This window comes from Nocardiopsis baichengensis YIM 90130 (assembly GCF_000341205.1).
GTDB lineage: Bacteria > Actinomycetota > Actinomycetes > Streptosporangiales > Streptosporangiaceae > Nocardiopsis_A > Nocardiopsis_A halophila.
On record NZ_ANAS01000001.1, the window covers coordinates 116224 to 128677 of the forward strand.

Consider the following 12454-nt stretch of genomic DNA (forward strand, 5'->3'; position numbering starts at 1 on the left):
GGTCGCCGGGGGCCTCGCCAGGGGGCATCCCTGCGAACGCCATGACGTCGCGGTGCAGGTGGGGCTGGTCGGCATAGCCGCTGTCCGTGCCTACCCCGGCCACGCTCCGACCTGCGGCCAGAAGGTGGGCCGCGTGGTCGAACCGGTCCAGCCTCGCAGCGCGCTTGGGCGGCAGACCGCGATCTGCGCGCGGAAACGCAACCACAGGCGCTTGCTGCTCCAGCCGACCTCGGAGGCCCAGCCCTCCATGTGGACGGGCCCCACCCGGCGGCCATGCTGCCAGAACCCGGACACTTCCGGGTCCGGCGCGGACCGGCTCCGTCTCCGATCGATCCGCACGGCGGTGTGCCAACAAAGTCTCGACCAGGGCGAGGCGCTCCTCCCCTGAGGCAAGGGCGTTCAGCCGTTCGGACATCCGTGCCGCGTCCTGCCCCGCCGCTTCGTCGAGGCCCACCGAATGGTCCATAATCCGTACATGGCCGACTGGACTCCGCTTCGCAACGCACTGGCATCGGTCGAGGATCGTGTGACGTACACGTGGGCCGAACTCGAGGAGATGATAGGCGGGCTGCCTCGGTCGGCTTACGTGTACGACGCCTTCTGGAGAGGCGACCGCTCGAGATGGCGGGGATTCACCGCGGTGGACGTCAAGTTCCATGAATCGGTGACGTTCGTCCGGCGGGTGTCAGGCGCCGCCGGTATCGTGGTTCTGGTCGGGTGTGTGAAGACCAAGCTCGACCGATCGGCTCCTGCGCAGGACCTGTACACCTCGCCTCTCTTCCTCAAGCAGCGCGCCTATGCGGAATCGACGGGCGCCCCTTGGTTCGTGCTTTCCGCGGAACACGGACTCGTCCGGCCGGAGACCGTGCTGGAGCCCTATGAACGCCGCCTGTCCGCCCAGCCCCGTGACTACAGGCGGGCGTGGGGGATCCGCGTCGTCGGGCAGCTCACCGAGACCATCGGTCCGTTGGACGGGAAAGTCGTCCACCTGCACGCCGGGTCCGCGTATACCGATGCCATCCGAGACCTCCTCCGAAGCGAGGGCGCCGAAGTGGAGGAACCTCTCCGCGGCCTTTCCCTGGGGAAGCGATTGTCCTGGTACCGGGACGGTGCTCCTCCGGCAGCGCCATCATCGCCTGCCTCCGTGGACGCGCCGGAAGTTCCGGAGCTCGTCGAACGGCTTTGCGCCCCGGGGAGCGCCGTGACGCCGGCCGAGTTCCAGGCCACCGGCGGTGCAGGCCTTCGCACCCCCGGCCTGTACAGCTGGTGGGTCGACCGGGACGGCGCTTGCGAGCTTGCGGCAGGCCTGCGCCATCCGGTCGAGCCGGGGCTCATCTACGCAGGGCAGGCCGGGGCGACGAGGCCGCGCAGCGGGAGGAGATCGAGGAACACCCTGTGGGGGCGTATCCGGAGCATGCACCTCGGCCGTCGCCACGAGTTCTCGACATTCCGCCGCAGTCTCGGGTCGGTTCTGGCGAGCGCCTGGGACGAGCCCGATATCGACGAGGAGCGTTTGTCGGCATGGATGCACCGGCACTTGCGACTGATCGCCGTTCCCGTCGACGATGCGGATGCACTCGGGGACCTGGAGGCCGCCGTGCTCGCGGCCCTGGATCCTCCGCTCAATCTGAGCAAGATGCCGCGGAACCCTGTCCGCGACCGGCTCACGACACTGCGGCGGCCCCACGGCCGCAACTCGTCCTGACACCGTTCCGGGACCCTGGTGTCCGCATGCGGCCGTGGGGCGTACCAGGCTCCCAGGCCACCGGAACGGGGGCGTGCGACATAAGGGTTCCCTACCTTCCGCGCCATATTGATCACCCAGTGTCACAGTGACAGTCTGCAGTCGACGCGGAGCCCTGCGAGGCGGGCGACACTCCTCGTGCGCGGCCCCGCCGCCGCCCGTCCGGCTCCGCGCCCGACCATCCCCCGAATTCCGGCTCACGGCCGGTGGAAGGAATCCCCATGGGTGTGCCTTTGCGGAGCATGTCCCTGTTCGCCGTGGCGGCCGCGCTGGTGGCCTCTGCGGCTCCGACGGCCGCCGCGCAGGAGGCGGCCCCCGAGGCCGCAGCGGTGGCCTCCGACAACGTCGCCGTTCAGGGCGAGATCAGTGCCCACTGGACCGAGGAGCGGATGCGCTCCGCCGAGCCGATGGCGCCTCCCGAGCGGACCGACGCTCAGAAGCGGCCGAGCCCTCCGCCCGAGGACGTCCTGCCCGCGCTGACCGGTGAGGGCGCCCCGCCCGCCGGAGCGCGGCCGGCCCCGGACGGGGCCACGCCCCTGCAGGGCTCCACCGCCCAGCGGTGGGGCAACCAGGGCAGCATGCCCGCCCTGACCATGGGCCAGCTCTACTTCGACGACGAGAACGGCGACCCGTCCCGCTGCTCGGGCTCGGTGATCAACACCGACAACCGCAACACGGTCTGGACCGCCGGCCACTGCCTGCACGCGGGCGAGGGCGGCAGTGACGGCTGGCACAGCGCCTTCATGTTCGTGCCCGACGCCGACAACGGCCGGGAGCCGCACGGGCGCTGGGAGTGGCGGCGCGCCGTCACGGTCAAGGGCTGGACCGAGGACCGCAACTACGAGTACGACCTGGGCGCCGTGCGCTTCAACCTCCAGCCGCAGCGCGGGGACCTGCAGGACGTGACGGGTGCACAGGGCTACCGGTTCAACTACGGCCAGGAGTTCGACAACGTGCACCACTTCGGCTTCCCGGCCAACGGGTACGAGCGTGACGACTTCACCGGCGAGGACCTGTGGTACTGCACCGGGCCGACCGAGGACGCCGGCTGGTTCACCGATGAACTGGTCCACCAGTGCGACATGGCCCAGGGGACCAGCGGCGGCCCGTGGCTGGACGACCTGGAGACCGACCGCGGCTGGGGCTACATCGTGGGCCTCAACAGCAACTCCGAGAAGGACGCCGACGGTGACCCCGTCGACCTGGACGTCCACTCGCCCAACCACGGCGACGCGGCGATCAACGTCTACAACGACATCTCCTGACCCCTGACGGCCGGGGCGTGCAGGCCGCGCGCCCGGCCGGCCGCTTTCCCCGTTCCGGCGCCGACCAGGACGGGGAAGGCACGGGGAGGGCTCATCTCGGCTCGGCCCGCTCCATCCGCTCGTCGGTCCAGTGTTCGGAGACCTCACCGGGAGGCCGCGGATTGCTCACGCTCGTGGTCGCGTCGGGGGCGTCCGCCCGGTGGACGGTGGCGACGACGGCCACCACAGTCAAGGCGAGCCCGCCGGCACCGACGGCCCCGAGGAGGGCGACGGTTCTGCGCTTCATCCCGCCATGCTAGTGACCAGGCCCCGTTTCCACGAGCCCTACCGTGGCGGAGCGAGCGGCCGACGGACCGAAGAGACGCCGCGATCGGCGCACGTGGGGGCGCGTCCCAGAGGAGAGGTGCACGGTGTCCACCGTCACGGCACGGCCGGACATCCGCTCCCGTGGATGTGGATGAATCGTCCTCGCTCGGTTCCCGATCCGCTGTGCGCCGGCCGCAGGAGAATCGGTTCGACCGCTCCCGTCCGGGCGCGGCGGCACGGCTTCCGGGGGCTCCTCAAGTCCTGGCGAGGTGTCCCGGCGAGCCGTGCAGGCCCGAGGAGGCCACGCCCGGGGCGGTGCCGCAATGGAACCTTGCGGCACCGCCCGTGCAATGCCTCAGGATCGCCCTCAGAGACGGTAGCCGAACTGCTCCAGGCGCATCCGGGCGCGGCCGAGTTCGGTCTCGCTGAACAGGGAGGCGTACTCGGGGCGGCAGACCAGTGCCTCCACGGTCAGGTCGAGCCGCCCCCGCTCCCAGAGCGAGGCGAACCCGTCGGACACGGCCGGCGATGCGAGCAGCCTGCGTGCCGTCTCCAACGGGCCGTGGTCGGCGAGCATGCCGAGGAAGTAGGTCGCGGTGTACCCGGCCTCCTTTTGTGCGCGGTCGTAGACGTCCCGCATCGCCCGGTCGAAGCGCTTCAGCAGCTCCGCCTCGCCGTCTTCGGGTGCCGAAGGCGTCTCCGGTGCCGAGGGCGCATCGGCCTCGTCCGGGCCTTCACCCTCTTCGCCCGCCGCCTCTGCGTTGCGCCGGTTGACGAAGCCCAGCAGGGCGTCGGGGGAGGTGAACACCTCATAGCCCAACTCCCGGAGGCGCTGCAGGTCGGCCTGCTCCGGGTCGAGTTCCAGCACGACGGGGTCGCCCTGGCCGGGCTGGAGGCCGTCGGGCCAGTAGGCCTCCGCGACGGCCAGCTCCCGGCCGGTGACCGGGTCGGCGATCTCCGTGTCGAGCCGGGGTTCGGCGCATCCGAGCCGCAGGAGCTCATCGACCAGCTCGCGCACCTGTACCGCACGCGGGTCGTTCTCGCCGTCGTCCGCGACCAGCGTCACACGGCCGAGCGCCTCACCGCCCTCCCGTTCACCCGAGCGCAGCTCGGACAGGAACGAGCGTGCGGCCTCGGCCAGCAGCTCCCGCCTGGCGTCCAGGAAGTCGAGGTAGCGGTCGACCTTCCACAATTCGGGGTCGGTGGGGATCCACTGCGAGGCCAGTGTCCCGGGGAACCGTTCCTCCACCTCTGCCAGGTACTCCTCAGGGGCGCGGTCGGCGATCTCCAGGTTGGTGTTCTGCGTCAGGAAGCAGAAGTTGGCGATCGCATTGACCTGCCCCCGCTCATAGTTCCCCCGCAGCAGCGCCTTGGGGAAGATGTGGTGCAACTGGAGCGAGGAGTGCTTGCCGAGCATCTCGGCCTTCAGCTCCAGCCCGCTGCCGAAGTCGCGTGCGCCGGTCGCCCGGGTCAGCATGTACAGCAGCGGGTAGAAGCGCGACCCGCGGGTCGACCCCTCGAAGTCGTAGGCGTTGATGTCCAGGCTGCCGCCGCGCCAACGCTCCAGGTTGGCGATGAGCCCGTCGACCCCGCCGCGGGCGAGGGCGTCGTAGTCCTGCTGGAGGTGCGTCTCCGTCGATCCGCTGAACCGGCCCCACAGCGCCGTGTGGATGTACCAGTACAGGACCTTGTCCCGGTGGCGGGCGTCCTGGAAGGAGCCCCCTTCCAGCGCCAGCAGCCGCGAAACGGCCGGCACCGCGTAGCGCCCCATCAGCACCCGGTCGTGGTCCAGGCCGAGGCGCCCGGAGACCGCGTCGAGGAAGGCGCCGATGTATTCGACCGACTGGCCTAGGGCGCGCTGGAAGGGCTCTGCCTCTACGGTCTCCAGTGAGCTGAACATGGCTCGACCGGTGGCGACCGCCGTGGCGTTGCGCAGCAGCCAGTCCAGGGAGAAGTCGAAGCCGGCCGCATACCAGTCGTCCAGGCGCGCCCGCATCTCGCTACGGGCCTCGGGCCAAATGGCGCAGATCCGTGCCAGTGCCAGGTCGCCCTTGGAGAGCTTGGTCCCGCCAGAGTTGACTCGGTTGAATATCTCGACGACCTCGTCGACGGTGCGGTCCGCACCGGTGATCTTCTCCTGCGGGAACTCCTTCTCGGTGATCTGGTGGAGGCGGTTGAGGCGTTCGACGTAGACGTTGAACTTCTCCGGGTAGGCGGCGAACTTCTGCAGGAACGGCGCGAGGCCCGTGTTGAAGAGTTCGGTGACGTCCACCCACAGGTCGTCGCCGCTCATCCTGGCCGGAGCGTAGAACTCGAAGGCCTCGCTGTCGACGTTGAAGTACAGGTCGCTGAAGGACCGCTCGTCGCCGTCGAAGAACGCCGGGGGCTTGCCGCGGATCACCCCGTAGAGCGAGGTGACGCGCTGCTGGCCGTCCAGCAGCATCAGGTGCGTGCCCGTTCCTGTCAGTCCGCCCCGGACCGACACGTCCGCCGCGCTGGTCTCCCACAGCAGCAGGCCGCCGACCGGGTGGTCCCGGTACACCGAGCGCATCAGACCGCGGACCTGGTCGCGGTTCCAGACGTAACCGCGCTGGAACTCCGGGAGCAGCACCGTCCCGGCGTCGATCTGGTCGAGAAGGGTCGAGAGTTTGGCCATGGCCGACCTTTCGGGGGTTCGTCCGGCTCGTCGTTTCGTCGTTTCGTACTCGTCGGTGGGGACGTCGTGTCCGTCCGGGTCAGCGCGACTCGGGCAGGAAAGGGCTGGGATCGCCCTGCCAGGACACGCTGAGGAGTTCGCGGGCGCGGGTGCAGGCCACGAAGAGCAGGCAGCGCTCGCGCAGGAGGTCGGCCGCGTGCGCCCCGGGGTCCTCGCCCTCGGGCGTGACGGCGGCGGCCGCCGGGACCTGACCGGCATCGACCCCCGCGACCGCCAGGCACCGGAACTCCAGCCCCTTCATCCGGTGCATGGTCCCCACCGAGACGCGTTCGGCGTCGGTGTGGCCGCTGGAGAGCGCCGTGGCGGGGACGCCCGCCGCCTGGAGGGCGTCGGACACCTCCTTGACCAGTCGGTTGGAGCGCGCGGCGATGCCGATCTCCCCGGGGAGGATGTCGGAGTCCAGCCATTCGCGCACGGTCGCCACCACCCCGCGGAGCTCGGCCGCGCGGTCGGGGTAGCCCGTGGTCCGGGGCGCGAGGCCGCGGACCTCCGAGCGGCACCCGGCGATCGTCTCCAGGCCGCCGTCCATGTCGTCGATCGCCTCGCCGTGCAGGAGCTCCAGGCTCCAGGCGAGGATGTCGGCGGTGGTGCGGTAGTTGATCCGCAGCCGGGTCGAGCGCCCCGCCACGGCGATGCCCATGTCGCGCAGGCTGATGCGGTGCTGGTAGATGCGCTGGTGGGTGTCGCCGGCGATGAACAGGTCGTCGTGGTCCTCGGGGACCGCGGCCCTCAGCAGGCGCCACTTCTCGGCGCTGAGGTCCTGGGCCTCGTCGACCACGATGTGCCGGAACGGCTTGTCGTCCTTTTCAGCGAGGATGTGCGCGGCCTCGGCGCACACCGTCTCGTGCGTCCACAGCCCCTCCTTCTCCAGCGCGCGCTCGAACTCGAACATCGCCTGCCAGACCCGGGCCTTCTGGGTCGCGCCCAGGCGCCTGCCCCGCCCGGTGCGCTTGGCACCCAGGTATCCCTCCGCATCGGAGATGTCCTGGGCGATGACGACCTGCCTCCACTCCTCGCCGAGGAAGCCGGGCCCGAACGGTACCCCGAGGCGCTCGGCGATCTCGCTCCACATCTTCCTCTCGCGCTCGGGCCGCAGGAGCGTGGGCTGGCCGTGCACCTCGCGGAAGACCCGGTGCGCCAGGCGGTCCACGTGCTCCACCGTGACGTTCTCCAGGGCCTCGGCGGTCCGGGTGTCGTCGGCGAGCAGTTTCAGCCCGGCCGAGAGGGAGTCGGCCAGCGTCGAAGTGAAGGTGGTGACGAGCACCCGCCCCTCCCCGCGCTCGGCCAGCGTCCGGGCGCGGTGCAGCGCGACGACGGTCTTGCCCGTCCCCGGCCCTCCGGTGACGCGTGCGGGGCCGCGGTACCGGGCCTGCGCCACCTGCTGCTGCATCGGGTGGAGGTAGACCCGCCACAGGTCGAACGGGCGGGCGAACACCGCCATCAGCTCGTCGGGGCCGTCGACCAGCACGACGCGGTCGGGGCTGCGCTGCACGGCGGCGTCCAGGTCGTCGGGGTCGATCCGCTCGCCGGTGATGGAGGCGCTCATCTCCTCCCACACCTCGTCGGCGGACATGCCGGTCGCCAGGCCGTAGAGGACCTCCCACTGCACCTGCGGCAGGAAGCCCTTCGAGGCCTCCAACTGGACGGGGTCGGTCAGCGCGCGGGCGAACCGCAGCGTCTCCTCGTCCACGCCCAGCCGCTCCATGTCGGCGTCGCTCACCCCGTCGAACAGGCGCTCGGGGGCGCTCTCGGCCATCCGGGCGAGTTGCGGGAGCGAACTGTCGATGGCCTCCGCGTCGCGGATCTCGATGCGGCCGGTCGCGCCGTTGACCGACACCCTCCGGCGCTCGGCCCATTTGTAGGCCTCGTCGTGGCCGAGGACCTTGAGGAGCGTGTAGGTGTCGCCGGATTCGGGGGCCAGGACCACGCCCCGCCAGTACTTGTCGATCCGGATGGTGCGGATGCGGTCGTCGCGCGCCTTGTTCACCTTCTCCAAGTGCAGTCCCGCGTGTGTGGCGTTCTCGAACTTGGAGAACACCTCGCTCACCCGCTCCTGGACGGGTTTCTGCAGCGAGGCGAAGTCGCTCAGCAGGTTCCGGTGGATGGCCAGACGCGCCATGGGATCTCACTTTCTGGGTCCGGGGACACGGGGACGGGGGACATGCGGAGAGGGGCGCCTGCCGGGGAAGGCTATGCGCCGGCCTGCCCGCTTTGCGGGGGGTCGAGCAGGTCGGTGACCTGCTTGAGGGTGGGATGGTCGGGCCCGTGGATGCGCGACAGATCCTCGGCCAGGGCGGTGAGGGTCGCGCGGGCCTCGGCGTGCTGGCCGGCGCCCCGCTGGAGGAGGCCGATCTGGCGTCGCAGTTCCAGGGGGCGGGCGTCCTCGGGACCGTAGGCGCGCTCCTCGTCCGCCCGCAGTGCCTGCAGCTCCTCCAGCGCGCTCGCCGTCTCCCCGGCCAGGGCGCGGCAGGTGGCGGCCTGGAGACGGCAGCGGAAGACCAGCGATCCGTCGGACCGGCCGTCGGCGGTCGCCAGGTCGGCGGCCAGCGCGGAGAACTCCGGTTCGGCCGCCCGGAAGTCGCCGCCCTCGAACAGGATGTTGGCCAGGTCCATGCGGAGTTCCACGACATCGCTGTCGTGCGGCCCGAAGACGCCCCGCGCCGTGGCCACGGCGGCCTCCAGGACGTCGGCGGCCTGCCGGTAGCGCGAGGAACCGGACAGCGCGGCCGCCTCCGAACGGGCGTGGGCGATGTCCAGCCGCGTCATGGACACCTCGCCGTCGCCGTCCCCACCGCCCCCTGCGGCGGCCCCCTCCACCGGGGCGGCCCCGCGGTCGGCCTCCCTCTGCTCCGACCTCTGCTCTGACGAACCGTCGAGCCCGGCCGCCCCGGCGAAGACCCGTTCGAGGACCGAGGCCTGCATCCGGGTCGGGCTGGGCACCGACGGCGGGTCGAGGACCCCCGGAAGCGGCCCCAGCACCGCCGCGAAGGGCCGCAGGGCACGATAGGCCTCGTCGGCCCCGGCGGGCCGGTCCTCCGGGCGCTTGCTCAGCATCCGCGCGACCACCGCGCTGAGCCCCGCAGGGACGTCGGGGCGCAGCTCCGCCACCGGCCGGGGGCGCTCCTCGACGTGCTTGTGCATCACCGCGAAGGGGGTGGACCCGGAGAACAGGCGCCGTCCGGTGAGCATCTCATGCAGGGTGCACCCCAGTGAGTACAAGTCGCTCTGCGGAGTGCTCATGCCGCTCAGCAGCTGCTCGGGCGCCATGTACGGGGGACTGCCGGGGGTCTCGCCGCTGCGGGTGATCTGCGATCCGTCGGAGCGGTCCAGCGCGACCGCCAGCCCGAAGTCCAGCACCTTGACCGTGCCGTCCGGCTCCAGCATCAGGTTGGTGGGCTTGAGGTCGCGGTGCACCAGTGACCGGCGGTGCGCGGCGGTGAGCACCGCGCACACCTGGGCGGCGATCGCCGCCGCCCAGCCGACCGGCAGCCGCTCCTGCTCGGCGACCAGGTCGGCCACGCTGATCCCGTGGATGCGCTGCATCACCAGGTAGGGGCGCCCGTCCTCGGTCCCCGCGTCGTAGACGCCGGGGACGCCGGGGTGGCACAGGCGGGCCGTGATGCGCGACTCGCGGACGAACCGGCGCACCAGGTCCGGGTCGTGCTCGCCGTCGGGGAAGCGCAGGAACTTGACGGCGACCTCGCGGTCCAGCCGGGTGTCGTGCCCTTCCCACACCTCGCCCATGCCCCCGCGCGCCATCGGGGTCGGCTTGAGCTCGTAGCGCTCGGCGAGCAGGGGCCGGGGGGCGGGGGCGGCGCCGCTCATGGGCGTTTCTCCTCGGGTGCCGTGGGGTGGGCAGGGGCAAGGGACCGGTCGGCCAGGCCCGATCGCCCCGCCTCGACCAGGCGGGCGCCGAGCTCGGCCAGGTGCGCCAGGCGTCTCTCCGTGTCGGCCAGGCGGCGCAGGGCCGTGATGTGGGCGCGCTGCCGCTCCAATGGAAGCAGGGCGATGCGGGCCTTGCGGGGGTCGTTGCGGAGCCTGTGGGCCGAGCCCGCGGTGAGCGCCGCGGCCAGGTAGTCCGGGTCGATCCGTTCGGGGTCGGCCCGCAGCACGACCAGGCTCGGCCCGACCGCGGCGCCCGACTCCGCCGTGCCGGCGACGCGGGGGGAGACATCGCCCGTGGCGGAGGCGACCACGTCCCCGGGGCGCAGGACCACCCGGCCGGTCGACTCGACGGTGCGGCCGCCGGGACCGCGCCCTTCGCGCAGGTCCTTGTGGGTGAGCAGGGGGACGGGGCCCCGGTCGGCCGGGGTGGCCAAGGGGGCGGTGTGCAGTTCGAGCACACCCTGGTCCACCAGCTCTCCGATGCTGCTCACGACCGCGGCGGAGCCTTCGGGGGCACTGGGGGCGTCACCGGGGGTGAGGACCGGCGGGGCCTCCGCAAGGCCGTCGACGGCCGACAGCAGGGCCGTGCGCCATTGCGCGTACGAGGCGTCGGGCTCCCTCCGCGGCACGTGCGAGGAGGGGCGCAGGTCGGCCTCTCCCACCAGCTCCGCGCGGTCGAGCAGGCATGATTCGGCCGTATCGCCGGACAGCACGAACTCCACCTGTGAGGACCCGCTCCGCCCGGACTCCCCGTCGGGGCGCTCCAGCACCCAGACGAGGGACTGGGCCCCGGGCAGCTCGGTGACGCCGCGCAGGGCCCCCGAGGCCGCCAGCGCCGCCCGTATGCGCCTTCCCGAGGGCCGGTGGGCGGCCGAGGCGGGCACCCGCACCACGGCGACACCGCCCGGCCGGAGGCGGGACAGGCAGTGCTGGACCCACGCCAGCTCCCCCTCGCCGCGCGCCGGGGTCCCGTGGGTCCAGCGGTCGTCGCGGGCCAGCTCCTCCCAGCCCCAGTGGCGGTCGCGGAAGGGCGGGTCGCACAGCACGGCGTCGGCCCGCCGGTCGTGGAGGGCGTCCGCCTTCAGGGAGTCGGCGACGGCGACCTCCACCTCCTCCACATCGCCGCCCATGAGAACCAGGCGCGCGCGGGCGATCTCGGCGTGGGCGGGGTCGCGGTCCTGGCCCCAGAGCACGGCGGCCCCTCGGGAGGCGGCGGCCCGGAGCAGCACGCCTGTCCCGCAGGCCGGGTCGAGCACGGAGGCTCCGTGCCCGATGCCCGCCAGCCCCGCCATGGTCTCGGCGACCTCCCGCTCCACCTCTGAAGCGCGTTCGCGGGCGGCCCGGAAGCGCTCGCACAGCCGCGAGAACACACCGGCCGCGCCGTCGTCGGCCTTCTCAGCCGACGCGGCGAGCGCGTCGAAGAGCGGAGACCACTCCTCCGGCGGCTTCGGCAGCCCCGCCCCGCGCCGGGCGGTGAGGGCCGTCCCGGCATGCGCGAGGAACTCGGCGAGCCGGACCCCCTCCACCTCGGCCTGCACCCGCTGCCAGAGCCGGTCCAGGTCATCGGCCTCGAACGGCTTTCCCCGCTCCAAGCACCACTGTTCGACCTCTTCCAGTGCGAACAGCGGATTGGACGGCGCCCCGGCGACCGGTCGCGGGAAGTCGGTGAACCGCCGCCGCCAGTTGCTCACCGCCGACCGGCCGACCCCCGCCAGCCGCGCGATGTCGGCGGCGCTGACCATCGCGTCCCGGGTCACGGCGCGCCCCCTGTCGACAGGGGGGCGAGCACCTTGCGCGCCCGCAGCTCGGCGATGTGCTCGGCCACCCGCCGGGGAGCCTCGCCTCCGCGCACCAGCAGGCCCGCCTCGATGTTGCGGGCCACCCCGGACTGGGTCAGGTTGGCGCTGGAGACCAGCAGCACCCGCCGGTCGGCGACCGCCAGCTTCGCGTGCGACTTGGCCCCCTTCTCCGTGCGCCGGGCGAGCGGCCAGTGCCACAGGCCGACCCCGTCCAGCCCGGCGAAGGCCGCCCCGGGTTGGTCACCGCCCAGGGCGCTGCCCGCACCTTCGAGCGTCTCCACGACCACGTCGATGCGCACGCCCCGCTCGGCGGCCGCCGCGAGGGACTGCCGGATGGCGTCGTTGCGCCGGGCCGAGTAGGTCATCAGCACCAGCTCGGAGTGCGCCTCCTCGATGACCTCCAGCAGGGCCTGCGCGGTCGCCCGGGTCGGGACGGCGTGGCTGGCCGGGCCGCTCCACACGGTCTCCACCGACACCGCGCCGCTGCCCCGGGCGTACCCGGCCGCCAGGCCGCGCAGGAAGGCCGCGGCCTCCGCGCGCGGCACGCCACCGGACCTACGGGCCTCCAAGAGCGGTGCCACCCCGCCCGAGTCCCGGGAGGAGCCCAGGATCGCCTGGTCGGGCCAGCCCTCGCCGATCCGCCCCGCGACCTCCTTAAGGAGCGCGCCGCCTAGGCGGGCGGCCGCCTCCTCGGCGGCCGCCTCGAAGGCGGAGGGGCCGGGTCTGTCCACCGGTGCGT

8 protein-coding genes are annotated in these 12454 nt (G+C 72.4%); 2 read left to right on the top strand and 6 right to left on the bottom strand.

What is annotated here, in order from left to right:
* The first annotated feature begins 475 nt into the window (after positions 1-475).
* Positions 476-1705: a DUF6884 domain-containing protein gene (locus tag C892_RS0100515; protein ID WP_239647207.1), complete on the top strand. Its 1230-nt coding sequence runs from the start codon at positions 476-478 to the stop codon at positions 1703-1705.
* 260 nt (positions 1706-1965) lie between these two features.
* Positions 1966-3009, top strand: a complete 1044-nt coding sequence (locus C892_RS0100520; RefSeq protein ID WP_239647208.1) for a trypsin-like serine peptidase — start codon at positions 1966-1968, stop codon at positions 3007-3009.
* Between the two features lie 91 nt (positions 3010-3100).
* Here the strand turns inward: C892_RS0100520 and C892_RS0100525 are convergent, their stop codons facing one another.
* From C892_RS0100525 to drmC, 6 genes are all read right to left on the bottom strand, one after another.
* Complete coding sequence (locus C892_RS0100525; protein WP_017555562.1) at positions 3101-3295, bottom strand: hypothetical protein; 195 nt, start codon at positions 3293-3295, stop codon at positions 3101-3103.
* A gap of 387 nt (positions 3296-3682) precedes the next feature.
* Positions 3683-5971, bottom strand: a complete 2289-nt coding sequence (locus C892_RS0100530; protein ID WP_017555563.1) for a GmrSD restriction endonuclease domain-containing protein — start codon at positions 5969-5971, stop codon at positions 3683-3685.
* Positions 5972-6050: 79 nt separating this feature from the next.
* Positions 6051-8150, bottom strand: a complete 2100-nt coding sequence (locus C892_RS0100535; protein WP_017555564.1) for a UvrD-helicase domain-containing protein — start codon at positions 8148-8150, stop codon at positions 6051-6053.
* 71 nt (positions 8151-8221) lie between these two features.
* Complete coding sequence (locus tag C892_RS0100540; protein ID WP_017555565.1) at positions 8222-9856, bottom strand: serine/threonine-protein kinase; 1635 nt, start codon at positions 9854-9856, stop codon at positions 8222-8224.
* Positions 9853-11673 carry an N-6 DNA methylase gene (locus C892_RS0100545; RefSeq protein ID WP_017555566.1) on the bottom strand — a complete coding sequence of 607 codons (1821 nt, stop codon included), beginning with the start codon at positions 11671-11673 and terminating at the stop codon, positions 9853-9855. Before C892_RS0100545 ends, C892_RS0100540 begins: the two co-directional genes overlap by 4 nt.
* The gene (gene drmC / locus C892_RS0100550; RefSeq protein WP_239647209.1) at positions 11670-12446 is read right to left on the bottom strand and encodes a DISARM system phospholipase D-like protein DrmC; all 777 of its coding nucleotides are present in this window, start codon (positions 12444-12446) and stop codon (positions 11670-11672) included. Before drmC ends, C892_RS0100545 begins: the two co-directional genes overlap by 4 nt.
* Between the last annotated feature and the right edge of the window lie 8 nt (positions 12447-12454).